The sequence below is a fragment of the Asticcacaulis benevestitus DSM 16100 = ATCC BAA-896 genome, from assembly GCF_000376105.1.
In the GTDB taxonomy this organism is placed as follows: Bacteria; Pseudomonadota; Alphaproteobacteria; order Caulobacterales; family Caulobacteraceae; genus Asticcacaulis; species Asticcacaulis benevestitus.
The window spans coordinates 1-21514 of sequence record NZ_AQWM01000048.1; the positions used below are offsets into that span (position 1 = coordinate 1).

General features: G+C 57.7%; 20 protein-coding genes and 1 pseudogene. 9 read left to right on the top strand and 12 right to left on the bottom strand.

Going from position 1 to position 21514, the window contains the following annotated elements; genetic code table 11:
• Nucleotides 1-39 precede the first annotated feature (39 nt).
• On the top strand, nucleotides 40-1572 hold the full coding sequence (locus tag B060_RS25505; protein ID WP_425304005.1) for a ligand-binding sensor domain-containing protein: 1533 nt from the start codon (nucleotides 40-42) through the stop codon (nucleotides 1570-1572).
• Between the two features lie 54 nt (nucleotides 1573-1626).
• Here the strand turns inward: B060_RS25505 and B060_RS0121405 are convergent, their stop codons facing one another.
• Nucleotides 1627-2787, bottom strand: a complete 1161-nt coding sequence (locus B060_RS0121405) for a Fic family protein (RefSeq protein WP_236621686.1) — start codon at nucleotides 2785-2787, stop codon at nucleotides 1627-1629.
• Nucleotides 2788-2862: 75 nt separating this feature from the next.
• Between B060_RS0121405 and B060_RS0121410 the strand changes: the two genes are divergently transcribed.
• Entirely contained in the window at nucleotides 2863-3123 is a 261-nt protein-coding gene (locus B060_RS0121410; protein WP_155847958.1) for a hypothetical protein, read from the top strand.
• Nucleotides 3124-3156: 33 nt separating this feature from the next.
• Here the strand turns inward: B060_RS0121410 and B060_RS25510 are convergent, their stop codons facing one another.
• Genes B060_RS25510 through B060_RS25515 form a run of 4 tightly spaced genes read right to left on the bottom strand, consistent with a single transcriptional unit; the run spans nucleotide 3157 to nucleotide 6206 of the window.
• Nucleotides 3157-4605, bottom strand: coding sequence for a sensor histidine kinase (locus tag B060_RS25510; protein WP_018083860.1), 1449 nt, complete (start codon nucleotides 4603-4605; stop codon nucleotides 3157-3159).
• A complete protein-coding gene (locus tag B060_RS0121420; protein WP_018083861.1) occupies nucleotides 4605-5285 on the bottom strand; it encodes a response regulator in 681 nt (226 codons plus the stop codon). The genes B060_RS25510 and B060_RS0121420 overlap by 1 nt, the downstream gene beginning before the upstream one ends.
• Nucleotides 5260-5829, bottom strand: a complete 570-nt coding sequence (locus tag B060_RS0121425) for a cytochrome b/b6 domain-containing protein (protein WP_236621685.1) — start codon at nucleotides 5827-5829, stop codon at nucleotides 5260-5262. The genes B060_RS0121420 and B060_RS0121425 overlap by 26 nt, the downstream gene beginning before the upstream one ends.
• A gap of 50 nt (nucleotides 5830-5879) precedes the next feature.
• Nucleotides 5880-6206, bottom strand: a complete 327-nt coding sequence (locus B060_RS25515) for a PepSY domain-containing protein (protein ID WP_081606981.1) — start codon at nucleotides 6204-6206, stop codon at nucleotides 5880-5882.
• Between the two features lie 186 nt (nucleotides 6207-6392).
• Here B060_RS25515 and B060_RS0121435 point away from each other — a divergent pair, with 186 nt between their 5' ends.
• The 7 genes from B060_RS0121435 to B060_RS0121465 all read left to right on the top strand — a co-directional run bounded on the left by B060_RS0121435 (nucleotide 6393) and on the right by B060_RS0121465 (nucleotide 13819).
• Nucleotides 6393-6872, top strand: a complete 480-nt coding sequence (locus B060_RS0121435; RefSeq protein WP_018083864.1) for a rubrerythrin family protein — start codon at nucleotides 6393-6395, stop codon at nucleotides 6870-6872.
• Between the two features lie 172 nt (nucleotides 6873-7044).
• A complete protein-coding gene (locus B060_RS0121440; RefSeq protein ID WP_018083865.1) occupies nucleotides 7045-8412 on the top strand; it encodes a cation diffusion facilitator family transporter in 1368 nt (455 codons plus the stop codon).
• A 402-nt stretch (nucleotides 8413-8814) separates the two neighbouring features.
• Complete coding sequence (locus tag B060_RS0121445) at nucleotides 8815-9339, top strand: chalcone isomerase family protein (protein ID WP_026173049.1); 525 nt, start codon at nucleotides 8815-8817, stop codon at nucleotides 9337-9339.
• A 137-nt stretch (nucleotides 9340-9476) separates the two neighbouring features.
• Nucleotides 9477-9959: an RNA polymerase sigma factor gene (locus tag B060_RS0121450; protein ID WP_018083867.1), complete on the top strand. Its 483-nt coding sequence runs from the start codon at nucleotides 9477-9479 to the stop codon at nucleotides 9957-9959.
• A gap of 92 nt (nucleotides 9960-10051) precedes the next feature.
• Nucleotides 10052-11023, top strand: a complete 972-nt coding sequence (locus tag B060_RS25520; RefSeq protein ID WP_162149146.1) for a FecR family protein — start codon at nucleotides 10052-10054, stop codon at nucleotides 11021-11023.
• Nucleotides 11024-11039: 16 nt separating this feature from the next.
• Nucleotides 11040-13370: a TonB-dependent receptor gene (locus B060_RS0121460; RefSeq protein WP_236621687.1), complete on the top strand. Its 2331-nt coding sequence runs from the start codon at nucleotides 11040-11042 to the stop codon at nucleotides 13368-13370.
• Between the two features lie 254 nt (nucleotides 13371-13624).
• The gene (locus tag B060_RS0121465) at nucleotides 13625-13819 is read left to right on the top strand and encodes a hypothetical protein (protein WP_018083870.1); all 195 of its coding nucleotides are present in this window, start codon (nucleotides 13625-13627) and stop codon (nucleotides 13817-13819) included.
• A 64-nt stretch (nucleotides 13820-13883) separates the two neighbouring features.
• Here the strand turns inward: B060_RS0121465 and B060_RS25525 are convergent, their stop codons facing one another.
• From B060_RS25525 to B060_RS0121505, 7 genes and pseudogenes are all read right to left on the bottom strand, one after another.
• Complete coding sequence (locus B060_RS25525; protein ID WP_018083871.1) at nucleotides 13884-15962, bottom strand: protein-disulfide reductase DsbD family protein; 2079 nt, start codon at nucleotides 15960-15962, stop codon at nucleotides 13884-13886.
• Nucleotides 15947-16858, bottom strand: coding sequence for an FAD:protein FMN transferase (locus B060_RS0121475; RefSeq protein ID WP_018083872.1), 912 nt, complete (start codon nucleotides 16856-16858; stop codon nucleotides 15947-15949). The genes B060_RS25525 and B060_RS0121475 overlap by 16 nt, the downstream gene beginning before the upstream one ends.
• An 8-nt stretch (nucleotides 16859-16866) precedes the next feature.
• Nucleotides 16867-18285 carry a DUF3570 domain-containing protein gene (locus tag B060_RS0121480; RefSeq protein ID WP_018083873.1) on the bottom strand — a complete coding sequence of 473 codons (1419 nt, stop codon included), beginning with the start codon at nucleotides 18283-18285 and terminating at the stop codon, nucleotides 16867-16869.
• Nucleotides 18276-18518: a DUF4266 domain-containing protein gene (locus tag B060_RS0121485; protein ID WP_031221407.1), complete on the bottom strand. Its 243-nt coding sequence runs from the start codon at nucleotides 18516-18518 to the stop codon at nucleotides 18276-18278. The genes B060_RS0121480 and B060_RS0121485 overlap by 10 nt, the downstream gene beginning before the upstream one ends.
• A complete protein-coding gene (locus B060_RS0121490; RefSeq protein WP_018083875.1) occupies nucleotides 18508-19014 on the bottom strand; it encodes a TlpA disulfide reductase family protein in 507 nt (168 codons plus the stop codon). The genes B060_RS0121485 and B060_RS0121490 overlap by 11 nt, the downstream gene beginning before the upstream one ends.
• A 468-nt stretch (nucleotides 19015-19482) precedes the next feature.
• Nucleotides 19483-20784 (bottom strand): annotated as a pseudogene (locus B060_RS25530) (sugar porter family MFS transporter); the annotation flags it as partial.
• Nucleotides 20785-21305: 521 nt separating this feature from the next.
• Nucleotides 21306-21514, bottom strand: a 209-nt coding sequence (locus B060_RS0121505) for a transposase (protein ID WP_018083878.1), incomplete at its 5' end; no start/stop codon positions are given.

The following is a 21514-nucleotide window of genomic DNA, read 5'->3' on the forward strand; positions in this document are numbered from 1 at the left end:
CTCCACAAGAGCGGCCTCGTATCTCCAACCGTTGCCCCCTTGACTGATAAACGCGTCAGAGCGCTGGTTCTCGATCACGACGGATCGTTGTGGATAGGTACGGAAAATGGGCTCAATCGCCTCGATACATCCTCAAAACAGATTGAGCAGATCCTGCCCGAGACGGCCAATNCCTCAGCCCTGTCGGCCGGCTATATCGCCACGCTCCTGATCGATAATCGCGGTCGACTGTGGGTTGGCACCTCAGGCGGCGGAATCAATATCCTGACCGGACGGGACGCGAAAGGTCGCCCTCAGTTCCATCGTATTGGTCTTGAAGACGGGCTACCTGATATCAATGTCGACAAACTCATCGCTGATACAAACGGTCGTATCTGGGCAAGCACCGATGATGGAACCGCCATGATCGACCCAACTACATTTGCTGTTCAATCTCTGGGGCGAGCCGATGGGCAGCCCATCGCGAACTATTGGGTCGGATCTGGCGCTTTGAGCTCTGAGGGGGCGATCATGTTCGGTGGAACCGGCGGGCTCACCGTTATTCAACCGAACAAGGTCAGCTTCTGGACCTATATACCCCCGATCGTCGTAACCGATATAAAAGTTGGCGGCACCTCTTTGCCTGTCAATCGCTTCAACCGCGCTCGCGCCAACGAAGTTCTAACCGTACCCCCCGGAGAAAGCATGTCCGTTGAGTTCTCCGCGCTGGATTATTCTGCCCCGGAGCGCAATCTCTATAGTTATCGCCTTGAGGGCTTCGACAAGACGTGGACCCAGGCCGATGCCATGCATCGCGCCGCGACCTACACAAATCTTTCGCCAGGATCCTACACGCTGCATGTGCGCGGCTCCAACAGGAACGGCACCTGGAGTGACCGTGAGCTCCAAATTGCTGTTCGCGTCCTCCCTGCGTGGTATGAAACGATCTGGATCAAACTCGCCGCCGTCATTCTCGGCTTGGCCGCCATTTTTGCCCTGGTGCAGAGCCGCACTCTCTTTTTGCGCAAACGACAGCAAGAACTGGAAGCACTGATCGACCAGCGAACATCGGATTTGATCAAAAGTCAGCTTCAACTCGAGAAGATGGCATATTTTGATGTTCTGACTGAACTGCCCAACCGTCGGATGTTCAGCGATGATTTTCGCAAACTCCTTGCTCTGGCTCGCCGTGAGAAACGTGGCTTTGCCTTGCTCTTGATTGACCTGGATCGTTTCAAGCATATCAACGATACATTGGGACACGATGCCGGCGATGCCCTCCTGATCGAAACCGCCGCACTCCTGCGCAGCGTCTTGCGCGATAGTGATTGCGTTGCACGGTTGGGTGGGGACGAGTTTGCGATCTTGTTGGTCGAGGCCCATGACGAAGCGAGTATCGATATTGTCTGCGAGCGCATCGTTACCAGTTTTATCACGCCCGTAAAATTCAAGACAGAAGAGATCAAAACAAGTCCGAGCATTGGGGTAGCCATGTTCCCAGAAGATGGCGACAACCAGGAAAGCCTCTACAAATCGGCCGACCTCGCGCTTTACGCCGCTAAACAGGCAGGCCGCAATACGTGGCGGCGGTAATGTACCTGCCGGTCAGATTTTATTTTAATATGCTGAGATGAATCGTCTTCGTGATTACAGGATGTCGCTCAGTCTTATAGCCGGGATGCCCCCCATCGGGATATTCAAATGATAGCGGGTGGATTTGCGCTCCCCCGTCCGCACCAGCGCTCCCATATCGGAAAGTCCATTCAGGTCACGGGTGGCTGTGGCGGGCGGGGCGTCCGTGATACTCATATATTTGGCGGCGCTGAGGCCGCCGGTAAATCCGTCCAGACCGGCCGCGAACAGGCGTAACAGTGCTTTCTCCTGACGGGGATTGAGTTGGCCGCGCAGGCTGTCGATCAGGCGGGACTTGTTCATGATGAACTCGACCTGGGCGAGGGTGTATTTCTGGGCCTCAACTGCCTTGGTGGCGAACCACAATAACCAGTCGGTGATCTCCAGGCCGTGGCTGCCATCCTCAAGGGCTTGATAATAGGCCTTGCGGTATTTCAACAGGGTGCCGGACATGCCAGTGATGATCGGGGCGGATAGCCCCTGCGCCAGAACCTTTTCGATGATGGCGCGACCGACGCGGCCATTGCCATCCTCGAAGGGGTGGATGCTCTCGAACCACAGATGGGCGATGCCGGCGCGCGTGACCGGGGGCAGAGGCGTGCTGCCACGTGGGCCGCTCTGTTCCAGCCAACTCATGAGACGCGCCATTTCGGTGCCGACCTGTTTAGAGGGCGGCGCTTCAAAATGCACCTTGGGTTCATAGATGGCCCCGGAGACAATCTGCATTGGATCGTCATGGGTGCGGTAGCGCCCCACATCCTTGAAGTCGGTTCGTCCATTCATGAGCTGGCGGTGCCAGTTCATCAGAACCGGCTCTTCCAGCGCCCCCGGTAGGTGCTGGTACAGATCGACCATCATTTCCGCGATACCGGCTTCAGCAGGGCTGCTACGGCGGTGATCTGTCGCCATGCCCAGATGTCTGCGGATGGAGGATTGCACGCTGTCACGGTCAAGGCGTTCGCCCTCGATGGCGGACGTATCGACGGCCTCATGGCTCATGATTTCGATACTGAGGCCTCGCCGTTCGGTCTCGTCCAGATGCTTTGAAGCACCGATGACGATGCCTGCACCCTCTCCGAACAGGGCCTCTGCTTTGGCCAATTTACGCTCATTCCAGCGAAAATTTGGCCAGTCTTTCTCTTCCCAATTCCACGACATGATGAATACCGGCTCCATTTATCAATCAAAATATAGCCAATAATGATTGATAAAGATAGCGCTTATCCATCACGTTTGATTTTGAGCAAGCGCATGACCATGCTGCGCGGGGATACTAAGGGGTGCGCTGAGCGTCCTTGGCTGGGTACGGGAGAGTTCCCGCATCGGCGCTGGGAGGGCGCCCCCCATGTGGTCGACACCATCAAGACCAAGGTTGGTGCCAAGACGGCGGCCCTCGATACCGATACCGGCCGTATCTATCTGCCGACGGCCGATTTTGGTCCGATCAATGCTAAGACCGGTAAGCCGACCATTCTGCCAGATACCTTTTCGGTGATCGTCGTGGGGCGGTGATTTTTTCGACGTTTCAGCGGGATTTAATCCAGTTCAAAGTTCGCTCTGGCCAGTCGGCAATCGTGGATCCTCTCGATTGGACTTCGTGACATCAACCGAAAGACCGCCAAACACCATACGTACAAGTGTCCCGCCTCCATCTGGGGCCTCCACCAGAATCTTCCCATTATGAGCTTCTACGATACTTAGCGCGATACCGAGCCCAAGGCCTGTGCCCGTTACTTTGTGCGCCTTGTCCCCGCGCCAAAAGCGATCGAAAATCTTGGCCCGGACGTCTTCTGGAATGCCGGGGCCGAAATCTCTCACGCTGCATTGTGCTCCAGGACCAACAGTTACCTCAACGGCGGTAGCCGGCGGGGAATACGTTATCGCATTTTCGATTATATTGCGAAGGGCTCTGCTAAATGACTCCCTATGGCCTGGCATCGTTGTAGATTCAGCATCGAAAAAGCTGATTGAACGGCCCTCGCGAACCGCAAGCGGCGTCAGTTGCATCACTACTGACTGCGCGACCTCCCCAAGGTCAAAGGTGTCCCCCGCCGCGACTGTCAGGGACTCAGCAAGCGCCATATCCAACATTTGATTCACAAGGCGCGTCATACCTTGCGTGTCACAGCGCAACTTTTTCTTTGCCGCGCTGTCCGGCAACTCATCGACCGCCAGCAGCATCACCGCCAGAGGTGTGCGCAATTCATGCGCAGCGTCGGCTGTAAATTGTCTCAGGGTCAATATGGCGGTTTCCATGCGATCCAAGGCTTCATTGATCGCCAGGACGAGCGCCCTGACCTCACGCGGCGAGTCGGGTGGCGTCAGCCTGTTGGAAATCTGCGAAGGCGACAGATTTTCAACGCCAAGAACAGCACGGTTCAGGGGCGCCAGCATATGCCGGACGATAAGACCATTTAGAATGAGCAGCAAAATCGACAAGGGAAGCATTGGCAGCGCCACATGCTCGATGATTTCGTTGATCACATTGATAGTAAACGGCGGCTTACCTTGCCCTTGAATAGTCAAAGCCACCCACACCCTTCGGCCGTTTTGGGCGGCAACCCGAGTGGCGCTCAGCTGATATCGATCGCCGGAGACAAAACGGCTGGTCGACGACTGCAAGTCCGAGGAAGCCAAGGTGGTCGGCAACGGAAGCTGAAACGGGTTGTCGGTCGCAATAACCTGTCCAAAGTGGTCAAAAACGACGAAGGCGACTTTCGTGGCCCCCGCTTCCTTGCGAAACTGATCCCGCGCTTCTTGCCGTCCGGCGGGGGTGTTTGAACTGTCTACAAATGTGAGAACCTGCTCAAGCTTCTTGGCAACCAGGCCCTGGTTTACCTCGTCGACGTCGGCCTGGTATGTGCCAACGACAAACAGCACTTCCAAAATAACGAAAGCCAGCGTGACAAGTGCGAGCCGCGCGGCGATCTGGGTAAACAGACTTTGGCCCGCAAGCCTATGTAACGGGTTGAATTGACGAAGCGCGCCGGCCATCAACTCTCCTTCACGAATAGCGCGTAGCCAATGCCGTGGGCCGTGTGCAGGTAAAGATTAGCATTGGCTTGTGCCAACCGCTTGCGCAGCCTCGAAACCGTCGCCTCCAACGCGTTGGGGGTGACCTCGGCGTGCATGGCGTACAGTGAAGCTTCAAGGCCGGACTTCGTGACAACCTGCCCCATTCGCCGCATAAGCAAATCAAGCAGACTATATTCCCTCAAGGGCATATCAACGGATTTTTCGGCGATACGCACCTCTTTCCCGCTGGTGTTCAAAGTGACATTGCCGGCTTCAAGCAGGGTGCCGAGGCACGCCTCGGGACGCCGCAACAGCGCGCGGCACCTGGCCAGCAATTCAGGCATCGCGAACGGCTTGACCAGATAGTCGTCGGCGCCCGCATCAAGCCCAAGCACCTTGTCGTCCAACCCATCACGGGCGGTGATCACGAGGACCGGCGTGGATATGGATGCTCGTGCTTTCCATCTCTTCAATAGGTCGAGACCGTCGCCGTCCGGAAGACCGAGATCAAGCAGTATAAGGTCATACGGCGTATCTTTGACCACGGCTTCAGCATCGGTGACGCAGGCAAAGCAATCGGTCGAAAACCCCTCAGCTTCGAGGCCGTTCGCCACCAGTTCGCTGAGCCGCACATTATCCTCGATGAGAAGTATGCTCATGGTCAATATCCGTTCCTTTTGGCGACCGCTTGAAACCCGTAATCATCGACTTTATCAGGTTCTCCTTATGGCGGACACTTTCGATTACAGCGGCAACCACGTGCAGTACGGCGAGGCCAAGGACTGTATTGGCGAGCAATTCGTGGAGGTTCTCGAGCCACTCGGCGCCCCAGAACGCATCCAGCTCCGACATCCACCCCGTAACGCCTAATCCTAGCATAAGGACGACAAGGGCGAGCATCATGACCGCACCCGCCGGATTATGGCTGAGATAGCGCGGCTCCTGACCACGCATCAACTTGCCGAGATAGGTTAGGAGTTGCCGCAGGTTGGGCACAAAACTTGAAAACCTGGCGTAGCGCGTACCGACAAAACCCCAAATCAAACGCATGAGAATGGCACAAACGATCGCATAGCCAATATAGCGATGAACGAGGCGATTATCTGTAAAGACGAAGCGGTTGAGGAAAAAGCCGCCAACGATCGTCCAGTGGAAAAGTCTGACGAGCGGGTCCCAGACCTTGACGGCGGCCGAGGCTTTCACCTCGACCTCCGTCGTTTGCGATGACGGCACTTTGCTTTGGGTCATAGCGCTTAGTGCTCGCCCTTTTCGTGTTCCTTTTCGCCGGCTTCCTCACCGTCGACATTGCGCTCAACGACAGCAGCGGTAACAGGGTTGAAATAGACTTCAGCGCGCTTGCCCTCCTTCGTATAGCCGTAGATTTCGTAGCAAGAGCCAGACACCTTAAAGACCTTGATGTCCTTGTAGCCGGCCTGCGTAATCTTTTGCTTCATCACCGCTTCTGAAAGCCATTTCGATTTCGGTTCCGTCGTACAGGTGGGGCTCGCAAAAGCGCTGGATGCCATTCCGAGAACCGCGACGGTAGTGAGCGTGGCAATAACCATGTGCCTGGTAGTCATGAGATCAATCTCCGGGGTTCGAATAAGACGGCGACATTTGCCGTTGCCCTCAGCTTTTAATCGAACGTCCTGACAAGCTCCTGACGAGGTCCACTATTTCTTATTTCAGGCCGTCAGGCGTTCGTCAGGAACAAAGCTTAAGGGTCTCCCTGCGATTTCGCCCACCTATCACCTGGAGACCATCTGATGACATCTTCCCTGATCAAAACTCTCGGCGCCTCGGCCCTTGTCCTGGCTGTTGCCGCCTCCGGAGCCACCGCCAAGCCCTTAAGCGCGCAGACCAAAAAGAATCTGGAAACCGCCATGCACGGCGAAGCCTATGCAAATCTCAAATACCAGGCCTATGCGGCCTCCGCGACCGACGGCGGAAACACCGATTTGGCCAAGCTGTTCACCGACTCAGCCAATGTCGAAGCCAACGAACACTTCGACCGCGAAGCGCACATGCTCGGCCTGGCCGGCTCAAATGAGGCCAATTTGACGGAAGCGGCTGCCGGCGAGCACTACGAAAACACCAAGATGTACGTCGAATTTGCCGCTTCTGCCGAGAAAGACGGCGATACGGCCGCTGCGGCACTGTTTCGTCAAATCGCTGCCGATGAAGGCGATCATTACGAAGCTTACAAGAAAGCACTGGCGACGGTAAAGGCTGGCCCTAAGTCTTGAGACCCGTAAACCGCGGACTTGGTACAACAGTGATGACCCGGTCCGCGGCCCTCACCTTTAACCTAGGAATAATGATCGTTACGGCACGGCGCCAGTTGCGGTGTCGCCCCATTAGGCCGCCTCTCAAGCAGAGGCCGACGGCCATCCACACTCTAAGTCAGAGCCTTCCTCCATGTCGAACGAAAAAGAAAACGTTGCCCTCGGCTCTATAGCTGCCAGTGCCCTGATGACCATTGGCAAACTCATTGTCGGGATACTGACGGGCAGCCTGGGCTTGATCTCCGAAGGCGTGCATAGCCTTCTCGATCTTGCCGCAACCATCATGACCTACTTCGCTATTCGCATTGGCGACAAGCCGGCTGACGAAAACCATCCTTACGGCCATGGCAAGGTTGAAAGCGTCGCTGCGCTGGCTGAGACAGGCCTGTTATTTCTGACCAGCGGCTGGGTCATCTTTGAAGCCGTCAAGCGACTTTTCAAGCCGGAGGTGAAAGTTGACGTCACCTGGTGGTCGATTGGGGTTATCGTTCTGTCGATCGGTATCGACCTGTGGCGGGCTGCCGAATTGACCCGTGTGGCGAAGAAGACGAACTCACAAGCCCTGGCGGCCGACGCGCTACATTTTAGCTCCGATGCCCTAAGCTCAGGCGTGGTTCTGGTTGGATTGGTCTGTGTCGCTCTGGGCTGGGCAAAAGGCGACGCTTTCGCCTCCTTGGGTGTCGCCGCCTTTGTCTGTCTGGCAGGCTGGCGCCTTGGACGTCAGACGATAAATTCGCTGATAGACACCGCCCCCGAAGGCGCGTCAGATCGGATTAAAGCTATTATAGCGGACGTCCCCGCCATTCTGCATGTCAACCACGTCAAGGTTCGCCCGGCTGGGAGCGTCGCGTACGCCACCATCGACATCGCGGTCAGCCGGAGCCTTTCCCAGGAGCGCTTGGCAAAGATAAGGGGCGAGATTACGAAGTCTGTCCAGGCTCAGATGCCTGAAGTCGAGGCCATGGTGGTCGCCCATCCCATTGCCCTCGATACCGAGACCCTGCACGATCGCATCATGGTCGTCGCCGCCAACCACCAGCTCAGCGTCCATCACATAACGATCCACCAATCGCCGCGAGGATTGAGTGTCAGCCTAAACCTGGAGGTCGACGGCCAATTGGCCATGTCAGAGGCCCACGAAATAGCAGACCACTTTGAACGGCATATCTGCAATGAGGTGGGTGAAGAAATCGAAATCGAAACCCATATCGAGCCCCTTATTCCCTCCACGCTTGACGGAACAGATATTGGTGCGGGCAATCTCGCGCCTTTGCAGGACTTCATTGAGACCTCATTGTCACGCATCGAGTTCGTAAAAGATGTGCACGACATTCGTGCCCGCAGCACGGGGAAAGGCTTGATTGTTCTGTTTCACTGTCATGTTGACCCCGACGTTTCCGTATCGATCGTTCACCAAAAGCTTGATGAAATGGAAGTTGAATTGAAAAAGCAATGGCCTGAAACCTGGCGCGTATTTGGACACACGGAGCCTCTCATTTAGCACAACACACGCTCGCCACGTATCACCTTGAGCTCAAACTCCAAGTTTGGATGGATTGCACGCATTTCATCGACCAGTTGGGTGGCTGCTCCTCACGCCACAGACATGTCTTACCCCCTTCACAGCTTTTAATGCTACGCAGCGACATGCCTTGGAGCATTTCGATTTGTGCATAGGGTTTTCTTCTCGTGCTTGGGTTTTGGTGGGGCACAGAGCCGCGGTGGAAATCTTTGCCAGTTGCCAAGCAGGTCACGTTTTTGGAGGGCCCTGGCACTGGGCGTTACCGTTTTGATCGGTGATCTGTCCGGAGCCGTGGCACACCGACGAGGCAGCATCCTTTACGACCACACGGCGCGCGCGGTGTCTTGTTTGTAGATAGCAGTTCTACAACGGAGACATTCGATGAACCGCCGGCAATGTCTGATATCTGGCATCGCATTGATGGCCAGTGCCCACGCCGCAGCCGCTGATACGCGCGAACCCCTGACTCTGGTGCCAGGCGCGCGCAAGGTCGGTGGCGCCCGACTTAAGATCATGCTGGTGCCCGTCTTCGATCTGACCTTATACGGCCCTCAAGGTCAGTGGCGCGCCGAAGAACCCTTCGCCTTGCGCGTTGATTACCTTCGCGCCCTGAATGGCCGGGCCATGGCTCAGCATGCCGCAGACGAAATCAGCCACCAGGGCTTTGGAGATACGCAACGGCTGACAGCCTGGCAGACACAACTGAAGGCCATTTTGCCGGATGTCTTACCAGGCGACCGTATGACCGCCGTCAGGGATTCGACGGGCGCCACCTTGTTCTTCAAAGACAAGCGTTCGATCGGTCGTATCGCGGATACGGATTTCGGTCGGCACTTTTTCGCGATTTGCCTGGCGCCTGAAACGTCCAGACCAGACCTTCGGCGGGGCCTGCTCGGTCAGGGTTAGACTGAGCTGATCAATGGCCGCAATTTAGGCAAGATTGCGCGCCAAGGCTAAGTCCATAATCTTTTCATGGGTTACTTCCCGTCTTGCGTGCCGAACCTTCGCCTCCTTTGCTCACGACCTACCTTGAAAAGCGCACCATGATCCTGCGCTATTTCATGGCGCGGACCCGTGACGCCACGATCGCCGAGGATATTCTTCAGGAGCTTTACCTTAAGATCGCCGCCTTGCCTGAAGGCTACGACGTCGAGAATGAGACGGCGTTTCTCTTTCGCACAGCTCAGAATATCTGGCTGAATATGATACGCGGCAAGACGCGCGCCTTGAGCCGTGAAGGTCAATGGCTTGACACGTCGACCCACAGTGTCGGTATGGAGACCGTTGCCGATACGCCTTCCGCCGAAACCGTGGTCGGCGATCGCCAGCAGGTCGCGCTCATGCAGGCGGCCGTCAAGGAATTGCCGGATAAAACACAACGGATCTTTCGGCTGCACAAATTCGACGGCCTCAATCAAGCTGAGGTCGCGGCCAAGATAGGTATGTCGAAAAGCTCGGTTGAAAAGCATCTGAGTTCAGCGCTCAAACATCTGATGGCGCGGCTCAATCCTCGATCAGGCCCCTGATCATAACAAGACTTTAAAAAAATATGGCGCGATTATGGCTTAGGCCGTCTCATGGTGTCATGACTACGAAAGCCCTCAGACAGAAACACACGATGGACGCAACACAGGACAGATTGGAGATCGAAGCCGAGGCCGCGCAATGGCTGGTGCGGATCAACGCGCCTGATGTCAGCGAGGCCGATATCGTGGCCCTGACCGAATGGCTCGAGGCCTCAGATGCCCACGTAAGCGCCTTTGACACGGCCGAACGCATTTGGCAGCAAGCAGAAGACATGGCACCGCCCGTCGCCGATGTCATAGACATAGGCGCCTATGCCGCTCGTCCCAAAACCAGATCCCTTCCGTCGCGCTGGCCCATGTGGTCAGCGGCTGGACTTGCCGCCGCGACCATCGCCGCCTTGATCTTCGTTGGCCTGCCCAAACCCGCGACACTCTACGAAACCCAAAAAGGCGAACAAAGAGACATCACGCTTGCCGACGGCACACGGCTGCACCTGAACAGCGCGACGCGTCTGGCCGTGCGTCTTCAACCAGGCGCCCGGCGCCTGACACTCGAAGACGGCGAAGTCGCCCTGGAGGTCGTCCACGATCCCAAACGGCCGCTCAGCCTCCAGGCCGGCGATCAGACCATCACCGATATCGGGACGGAATTTGTCGTTCTGCGCCATGGCGGCGACCTGCGCGTCACGGTGCGCGAGGGGGAAGTCGCCATGAACAGTCTATCAGCGCCTGCCGCCTCACGAACGACCTTGCAAGCCGGCCAGCAAGCGACGCACACGCAAGGACACGATGGCGTCACCGTCACCTCGGTCGATACCAAGGCCGCCTATATGTGGCAGACGGGGCGCGCGATCTACCGTGATCAGGCCTTGAGCGAAGTCGTCAGCGACCTGAACCGTTACATGAAAAAACCACTTGTCGTCGATGCACGAAGCGGGCAACTGAAAGTGAGCGCCGTACTGAAGCTTGAGTCGGACGCAGCGATCGTCAACGCGCTGGAGGCGTTTTTACCCGTCGATGCCCAGGAACTGCCCGACCGGATTGAACTGCATTACCGCAAGTAGGGTCTTGTGCCTGTTGGTGGTTTTTTTTAGCAGCCGCCAGGCCTGCGCGGGTGAGGTGCGTCACGCTTTTGATCAGCCAAGGCTACCCTTTCGTCAGGCGGTCATTGATCTTGCTGTGACGGCCGATATTTCACTTGGCGGCGTTGATCCTGCCCTGTGCGGGACGCAAGCGCCCGCCCTCCATGGGCATATGAGTGCCGAGCAGGCCTTGCGCCATATCTTAAAGGGCAGCCGGTGCGATGTCGACCGGGTGGACAGTCATACGTTCCGATTGCGCCGTGCGTTCGCAGAACCTGCTCCGGCGGCAGCCATCGCGGAACCAACAGAGCCGCCCAAAGAGGTCATCGTTACCGGTTACCGTCGCCGCCAGACGCTTGGCGCGTCGCCGGCCGCCTTGAGCGTGATCAGCGGTGACACTTTAAGAGCCTATGGCGATGGCCTGAGAGCCCTGTCCGCGCGCGTGCCAGGGTTCACTACGACAAACCTCGGTCCCGGTCGCGACAAGATTCTCCTCCGAGGCCTTTCCGATGGCGTGTTTACCGGACGCACCCAATCGACCGTCGGCCTCTATCTTGATGACACCCCGATTACGTTTGATGCGCCAGATCCCGATCTCTTGCTGGTCGACATGGCTCAGGTCGAGGTGCTCAAAGGGCCGCAAGGCGCGCTTTACGGTCAGGGCTCGATTTCCGGCGTCGTGCGGCTGATCACCAACAAGCCTGCTCTTGGGAAGCTATCGGGCAACGTCAGCGCCGGCCTGGCGGCCACCGCGAACGGCGCCCCCTCGTCTCGTCTCTCGGTCGTCCTCAACCTGCCCCTTATAAAGGACCGTCTCGCCGTCAGGCTTGTGGGATACGACGACCGGTCGGGCGGCTATATCGACGACGTGGCGATCGGGCGTGCCGACATCAACAAAACTCGCCGCCTGGGTGGGCGCGCCATCGCCACCTGGCGCCTCGATGACCAGTGGCGCCTGACAGGCACGGTCGCCGGACAGGCGATCGACAATCGCAACAGCCAGTATGTCTCAGGCGCGCTCGGGCCATACACCCGTGCTGTCCCCATCAACGAGCCGCATGACAACGACTTCAATGAGACGGCCCTGACCTTGAGTGGAGAGATGGATTGGGCGACCTTGAAGGTGTCGCTCAATCACCTGCACCATCATCTGACAAGCCGTTATGACGCCGAAGGCATAGCGTCATGGCTTTCGGTTCCGGTGTCTGGCCAACTCGCCTATGACGAGGCGCAGCAGGTTGAACTCGTGACGCAGGAGATCAGCCTGGTCTCACCTTCGCATCAACGACTCAGCTGGCTGGGTGGTCTCTATAATGCCGAAAGCCGCGAGACCTTTTCACCTGATCTGACCGAACCTGCGTCCAACCGGATCCTGTTTTCTGAGCGACGTCAGGATCGCATCCTGGACCGGGCGGTATTTGGCGAAGCGAGTTATGACCTGACGCCTGCATGGCGACTTACCGGCGGGCTTCGCGGCACGTGGAACAGCCACAGGACACAAAGCCTTATCAGCGAAGCGGCGTCATCCGAAGGCCTGTCCCTGCACCAGGCCGACTATCATCTGTCGCATACCCTGTCCCTTCGTTATCAGCCTCATCCGGATATGGCGCTCTATTTTCAGACCAGTGAAGGCTATCGCTCCGGCGGTTTCAACACGACGAAGCTCGCCTCTCAGCTAGCCCTGCCGACACATTATGACGGGGATGAACTCAACAACTATGAAGCGGGTCTCAAAGTCGGTCTGCCGGCGCATAACGCCACGTTCAACCTGGCGCTCTTTCGCTTCAACTGGACCAACATACAGAGCGACCAGATTCAGTCTTCCGGATTGCCTGTGACGGTCAATATCGGCGATGGCGCCAATACCGGACTTGAACTGGAGGCGGGCTGGCATCCTCTGGATACCCTCAACCTCACCGCTGTGGCCCAGTTCAACGACCCGCACCTGACGCGCGCAAACCCCGCTTATGCCACGGCGGAAAACGCAGGCCTGCCTCTGATTTCCAAGATCAGCGCCAGTGTGAGTGGCGATTGGTCACGGCATCTCGGCACGGCCATCTGGCAAAGCCGCGCCACCCTCGCCTACAGGAGCCCGTCGCGGCTTAATTTCGGCGCACTGCAAAAGGTGACCATGGATGGTTACACCACACTCGATCTGGCGACGTCCCTTACCGCCGGCCCACTCACCTATGATCTGCGCCTCGACAATGCGACGGGCACAGCGGGCAACAGCTTCGCCTACGGCAATCCGTTCAGCCTGTCACGCACGCAGCAGTCAACACCCCTCAGGCCCAGAACCCTTTGGTTCACCCTGCGTGTCAACTATTGATTTCAAGCCGTGACAGGCCGATCCATGATCATGACACCACGCCCCTCACACAGTCGTAAATCTCTTTTATTGAGGCACTTTATTGTGATTAAATAAATGGCTTAAATATTTGATATATAAGAGTTTATTAAAGGTCTCGGCGCAATTTTTTACTGGGCGGAGCGGGATGTTTTTACCGGTGCCGCCTGGGCCTGGCCCCACTTACCTTGAGGTCAGACCCACCCTTCTAAACGGCTTTTCAGAAAGAGAATATCATGACATCCATCAACGCCATGAGCGCCTATAACCGGCCAGTCCCGGTGCAAAACGCACCGAAGGTTTCCGACCCCGATCACGACGGCGATAACCACGTCCGAGAAACACCCGGCGCGGAAGCTTCCGAAAGCGGACGCGGCCCCGCCACCAAGGTGACACTGTCACCGGCCGCTCAGGCGGCCATGACAGCCTGAAGCCAGCCTGAGAACGCCCCCGCGAGTTCACCTCAGCGGGGGCGTTTTTTTGCGATGAGGCGGCCTATTCCGCCTGACCTGTCAACAGGCTGGCAAGCCTGCTGCCGTTCAGGACCTGCGGTAAGACAACGGGCTTATGGCCGGGTTCATAATAGACATAGAGCGGTACGCCGGATCGACCAAAGGTGCGCAGATAAGCGGTTATGCCGGCGTCCTGCCGCGTCCAGTCTCCCACCATATAAACGGTGCCGGTGCGACGGAAGGCCTTCAGAACACGTGCATCCGAGAGCGCCGTGCGTTCATTCACCTTGCAGGTGACACACCAGGCCGCCGTCAGGTCGACCAGGACGGGTTTGCCCTGCGATTGCAGCGCTTCGAGGCGGGCGATCGAAAAGGCTTCATAAGGTGCCGTAGCCAGGGTTGCCGCGGCTGTGCTGGAGGTGGAGGTCTGCAGCGCCCCGGCAAGGCCAATGACGACGCCAAGGCTCGTGCCGGCGATGGCGAGCCAGCGCCGGGTGCGCCCACCTATCAGGCTGAACGCGATGATGAACAGGGCCATAAGCAGGATGCCGAGCCCGACGGGACTGACCTGCTGGGCAAACACCCAGATCATCCAGAGTGCCGCCGCGTACATCGGTAGGGCCAGGGCATGACGCAGACGATCCATCCATGGGCCAGGCTTCGGCATGAACCTGGCCACGGCCGGTATCACGGTCAGGATGTGGGCCATCAGCACAAACGGCAGGACGAAGCCGAGGCCAAGAGCGGCAAAGATGGCGAGCGACACGAGGCCACCCTGCGCCAGCGCTACGCCAATAGCCGTCGCCATGAACGGGGCCGTGCACGGTGCCGCCACGACAACCGCTAAAACTCCCGTCATGAACGCACTGGCATAGGGGTGAACCGACGGCTTACCCACCGACACGTTACCGGCCAGCGCCTGCAAGCGTCCGCCGACCTCGAACAGCCCCGACATATTGAGCCCCACCAGCAACAGCAGCAAACTCAAGGCCGCCGTAACCAGGGGGGATTGCATCTGGAAGCCCCAACCCAGAGCGGCGCCAAGATGCCGCGCCACTTCAAGCATACCGGCGAGCGCCAGAAAGCTAAGCATGGCTCCCACGCCGTAGAGAAAGGATTCATGCCTTGCCATGGCTTTGTCATGCCCTGTGCGTGTCAGGGCCAGCAGTTTCATGGATAGGATCGGAAAGACGCATGGCATCAGGTTGAGCACAAGTCCGCCCAGGAACGCCAACCCCAGGGCCGTCACCAGCCCCATAAACGGGAGACGCTCGCTCCCTGGTGTCGTTACCGGCACAGGCGTCATGGCCGCGGAGACCTGAACCTGATAGGCTTGCCCATTGTTCAGTTTCAGAACGCCCCCCTCCCCTTTCGCCGGCCAGGGCGTGTCACCGGCCTTAACCTGCAGCCGAAAGCCCGATGGAAGGGGTGTGAAAACTTGCGATGCACCGGGTGCTATCAGGTCTTGCGATTCACTGAAAAAATACAGGCCCTTCAGCGATGCCGGTGACAGGCGAAAAGGTGGCGTGCCTGCGGGGGCCGCAAAATCAAGGGTCACCATCCCTTTCTTTGTTTGAGGTTGCGCTGACAGGTTGATGGGTTGCGGCAAGGCGTCCACCGCACGTGTAAGCGCCCCCGCTCCAGGCACCGGGGTGCCCACGGTCAGGGTCACAGCGAGATCGGCCGTCACAGGTTCGCATACGTCATGGCAGACAAGCGTGCCGACGTGCGCTTTTACCGGCAAGCGCGTGCCAGGCGCCAAGCCTTTCGGCACATGGATATGCGTCACAAGTATGGACGGGCCTTCGTAGCCATAGGTGACGAGGCCCGCATAGGTAAGACGCTGGGGAACAGGCCAGTGGATGGCACCGGCCGTCAGGCCTGATGGCAAGTTCCAGTTGATCTCCGTCGCCAGGCCGGTATCGCCCGGATTCAGCCAATAGGTATGCCAGCCCGCGTCGGGAACCTGTTTTAGACCGATGACGATATCGCCGCCCGCCGCCACAGTCTCGTGTGCCGGCACCAGGCTAAGCGCGAGGTGATCGTCCGACGCCTCACTCGTTATGGGCAGCAACAGGATAAACGCCGCAGCGCACAGAACAGACTTCAGGAAAGAACCCACGCTTTAACACCTTCTGATTTGAGAAACGCCCAGGCATCCTGTCCTTGCAACATGGCAAGGGTGGACAGGAGCCCGGCTTCGACGCAGGTGGGCGCGGCCACCGTGACCGACCGTGGCGCTGATTCCACCGGCCAGCCCGTTCGCGGGTCAAGGATATGACCGTAGCGCACACCTGCCTTCATGAGATAACGGCGGGCATCACCGCTCGTTGTGACAGCCCCCTCCGACAGTTCGATAACACCCTCGGAGCGGCTACCGGCCTCCACCGACTCGATGGCGACCCGCCACCGCTCGCCGTTCGCGCGGGGCCCCGTTACCCGCAGATCGCCGCCAAAATTGATCAAGGCCGGCACGTCGCTTACCGTTTTCAGCCTCTGTATCGCGCAGTCGACGGCGTACTCCTTGGCTATGCCGCCCAGATCGATCTCCATACCGTCTGGCAAGGTGAGGACGGGTGAACGCCACCCAACCTTTGACCAGCCGACAAGAGCAAGGACGGTTTCGACGTCAGACGGCGTCGGCAGATTGTCCGAACCGTCAAACCGCCAGACCCGCCGCAACACACCGGAGGTGATATCGAACTGCCCGTGACTTAGGGTATAACACTGCGCTGCATAGCCGATGAGGCTCGCCGTTTCCTCATCAAGACGAACCGGCATGCCCCGGCTGGCATTGATCTGCGAAACCACACTGTCGTCCCGATATCGGCTATACTTATGCTCAATCCTCAGCGCCGAGGCCGCCACAATTTCACCCAGGCGAAGGGCGAGATCGGCATCGCCGGTTTCCATGCGCACTTCACAAGGTGAGCCCATGGCGCCAAAACGATAAACGAAGCCATTTTCAGCCGGCGTCAAAACACCGTCATAGCTCTTCGTCACAGACTTCGACGCCATGGACCTGCCTATTCGAACGCGAAGGTGTAACCCACCATGACGCTGGTTGCCTTGATCCCTGTGAACAGGTTTTCAGACTGCAGATCTCCGATGGCCGTAGCCGGATGACGGTCACCCGTCTGGCTATAGCTGTCGGCGCGCATGTAGAGTTCGCCATTGGTGGTCAGCTTGAGACCGAGTTTTAAACCCACCGTCGTCGCCGTAAACTTGGCCAGCCGGCTGTCCGAAGACGCGAACTCTGGAAGGGCTTGACCATCGATCAGGAAGTCATGGAAAAAATTGGCCTTGGACTGGCTGTAATAGCGCGCGTGCGGCTCAACATAGAGCCATGACGTGATCGGCACGCGCTCGGCAATCTCGGCCGTTACGGAAGTGATGCCCCAACTGTCATGGTAGAGCCGTGCGGACAGATCCGTGACGGTAGGCCCAAACGCGATCTTGTTGCCAACATAGAGACTCTGGCGGATGCGCGATTTAGGCCGGGCTTCATAGAGGTACCTGACGGGCGCTCCGGTCTGGCCATTCACGACCGACAGGATACGGTAGGGATCAGTCTGATAACCGTTTGCCGCGCCCAGGCTATAATTGACCTGCGCCAGCCAGTTGCGGTTCATGACCTGCGTGACGCCCAGAACCGCGTTGAACACGCCCTTGCTTTGGCTGCCACCCTTGGTTAGCCCGCTCATGATACTGAGCGGCTGAGGCGTGCCAAAGTAAGGATCCGACTTGTCGTATTCGAGGTTGATACCCGCCGATACGGTTGTGTTCTTATCGAATAAATCGCGCGCCGCTCCAAAAGATACCGACGCCGATTTAAAGTCCTGCTCGCTCGAGAAACTGCCGCCGACCGAAAGACGCGTGACCGGATCGATGGGCGTGGTGTAGCCCACATCCACCGCATAGCGCGTGTCACGAAAGCCGTAATCCAGCGGCAGGGTATGTGGCTCGGCCGTATACTGGCTGGCGACGATATCGGTGCCGGGAAGGGTAACCGTCTTGCTGTGTCCGGAGGCACTGGTCGTCGTTGTCTGGACGCCCTGCCCCTTGCTGGGCGTTATAAAGGTTTGGGTATTTTTCCAAGGTGTGGCGCCGTTCGGCGTGGCCCCCGTCAAGGCGTCGGCCGTGAGTTTGACGCTCAGGACTTCGCCGTCCGTGCCATTAAAGGTTACCGAAGTAACGGGCTCGGTCGCTTTCACGCGCCCGCCGGCTTCCTGGTAAAAGAGGATCGCCGTATCGATGCGTGTCATGCCGAGATCGCTGGCTGTATCCTGCGTGGCGCTGGCCTTATCCGGCGATGGCCCGTAAGCACTATGGCTGGCCGCCGGCGAGATATCCTGCGCGTGAAGTCCGGTCGCGGCGAAGAGGGAGGCGGTCAACAGGCCAAGCGTGCGCGTGAGGTTACCTGTCGTGTGAGGGATCAATTGCATCCGCAGCCTCCGCCTTCAAAGCCACGACCGCCGGTCGAGCCTTCCTTACTGAAATAGATGTGGTCATCGGCAGCGGTGATATGGGGATGGGTGTTCAGCGCCATCGCCTTGGTCGCCAGCAGATCACGGTCCCAGGGCTTGGTGCCAAGCGAGGCACATCCGGTAAGGGGGGCGATGGCGGACAGGGCAAGCAGCACACCCGCCAGCCGGATACGTCGGAGACTATTTCTCATGAAGCAACGCCTCCACCTGACGACCATACGCTTCGGTCTGGTCGGGGAAAAAGCCTTTGTGGACATAGCGTACCTTGCCGTCCCTACCGATCAAAACAGAGGTCGGCATATCCTTGACGTTATAGGCCGTCGCGATTTCGCCCTTCGGATCGTACACGACCGCAAGGTCACTCTGTTGAGCCTTCAGGAAATTTTCTGCCTTCGCCTGGGCATGGTCAACATTGACGGCAATAATCACCAGACCGTCACGGCCATAGGTGGCTTTGAGCCTTTCCATGTAGGGAAATGACGCCTTGCAGGGCCCGCACCATGAGGCCCAGAAGTCCAGATAAACAACCTTGCCCTTGTAGGCAGCCAGATCGAGTTTGGCCGGCTCTGCGTAAGCCGGGCTCAAGCCCAACATCGCGCCAGTGATGATTATGGCAAGCGAGGCCAGATATTTTGAAGGAATATATCTCCGTCGTCTCAAGGCGGGGCGGTCGTGTGTCTTGATCATGGTCTATCCTGTGGTTCGATCTCACAGGCAAGACACCGCGCGGCTGCAGGGTTCGTAAAATTGAACAGTATTTCAACAAAAAGGAGGAGAATAGGCGCTATAAGCCACTGGCCCGGAACTCCCGGAGGACTAATTACGACAGGGAAGTTGCACGTCGGAATTCTGAGATCAGTCCGGTCACACTGGCGTTACTTCACCAGCCAGCGCCAGTGCGATCTCAGGGACCATTCCCCTCGCAATTCGACCGGCGCCTATGAGTGTTGCGGCAGCCGCGCCCGCCCAGTTGCCGTAGCCAAGCAACCAAAGGTACGGTGATTTGATTGCGCGCTGGCCCGTTAGCTCCACTCGCCCGTCAGCTTCAACAACCCCAAGCGCCTCCAGGTGCCTAAGGCTCGGGCCGAAGCCTGTGCACCATATAACTGAATCGAAGTCGCTCGCGTCGCCATTCTGCCAAATAACGCCTCTTACTCACGGATCCCGTCGGATTCGCGCCGAACCGGTTCTGATATTTTTAACGTGGTTGAGACGCCCGCAGATCTTCCTCTCGCACCAACGCCCCATTAGCAGGGGCCGGCGGCAGGCTTGATCGCGAGCGTCGGGTCTTTCCAAGTGGCCGATGGACTTTTCCATGTTCTCAAGCGTAAGCCCTTTTGTTTCGGGGAAAAACTTAATGACGACGAAGAGCTGGACGAGCATGGCCACGGCGAAGAACACAAAGGGCAGTCCTTTCGAGTAGGCAGCCACCAGGGGAAAGGCCGTTGCGATAAGTGCGTCCATGAACCAGTGTGTCGAGGATCCCAGGCCCTGTCCGCGCGACCGAACTTCGGTCGGGAAGATTTCGGATATGAAGACCCAGATGACCGCGCCATGCGAGAACGCGAAGGATGCGATGAAGACAATCAACATCCACAAAAGCATGTCCTGATGCGTGTTGGTCAGTTGAATGTAAGCCGTGCCGGCAAGTGAGGCGATAAGGCCAAACGATCCGATAATCAGGAGGGTCTTACGTCCCACGCGGTCGATAATTGTCAAGGCTAGTAGCGTGAACGCAAGGTTGGTCGCGCCGATGATGACCGACTGGAGGTCGGCGGAGACCTTTTCATATCCAGCCGCCGCAAAGATATCATTGAGATAGTAAAGGATCGCGTTAATGCCAGACAGTTGATTGAAACTCGCGATCGCTATTGCCAGGAGCATGGGTCTTGCGTAGATCTTCCAGCTCAAGCGGGCCATTTGACCGGCATGCTGTGCGTGCTTTTCAAGGTAGAGGTTTAGCTCGGCGTTGGGGCTAGCCACACCAATTTTATTCAATACATCCAAGGCTTCGGCTGTCTTAGCTTTGACCGCCAGCCACCGGGGGCTGTTCGGGATGGAGAAGAGGAGCAAGCACAAGATCAGCGAGGGGACGACCGTTACACCGAACTTCCAGCGCCATTCGTGATCACCCAGGTTGAGCGTGCCGATCACATAGTTGCTGAGATAAGCGACCAGGATGCCGAACACGATATTAAGCTGGAACATGCCGACCATGGCGCCTCGGCTTTTAGCGGGCGCGATCTCGGCGAGATAGGTGGGCGCAAGAACCGACGACGCGCCTATAGCCAGGCCGCCAAGCACTCTGGAAATAATCAGGATAGGCAATGACGGCGCGAGGAAGCAACCGATGCCAGAAATGACGTACATAAAGGCGATAGCACGGAGGCAGTTGCGCGCACCGAAGATGTCGCCCGGGTACCCGGCCAACATGGCACCGGCGAGCGTTCCCCAAAGCGCGCTTGAGACCGGCTAGCCCTCCGACTACAATGCCTCTGATTAAAGTTGAACTCATCTACTCCTCCTGCGGTATAGAATTTTTTGTGTTTCTAAAAAAAAGGGCGAGCACTGAGGGAAAATCCGTGCTCACCAGGTCCAGGGAAGAATACGCTTCAGTCCAAATTCAGCAACTCGTCGAAGGCAGCCGGGTCGAAAAACTCGGAGACAAAATGCACGCGAACCCCAATGCCGTCTAAGACGACCGGACTCAAATTTGCCTACTACGACTTCCGGCCGCGCCGTCATTCTCTGCGTCGCAACAGCCACAAGCACAAAATTCGGCGCAATTCCGTTTCCAACACAATTAGAACCGAAACTAACGCTCGCCTTCGAACGTAGTGCCAGCCAAATGCCACGACTGCCCGCGCCAACAGATATGAACTCAGCACCCCAATTAAGTTAATATGCGATCGTGTCCCGGTACGTGGTGTAACTGAGCGCCTGGCTTCAGTGTTTTCCGAACAGGTCCGGGTTTGTCGTCAGTTGGCCACTGCTGGCATGCTGAGTAGTGGATCATCGCTCACTTGGGCGATGGTTTCAAGGGTGATATAGCGTCCGCGTTGAACCGCCCATTCATCGTTTTGTTCGAGCAGGATTGCGCCGACCAGTCTGATGATGGCGTCATCGTTGGGGAAGATGCCCACGACGTCGCATCGGCGTTTAATTTCACCGTTGAGCCGTTCGATAG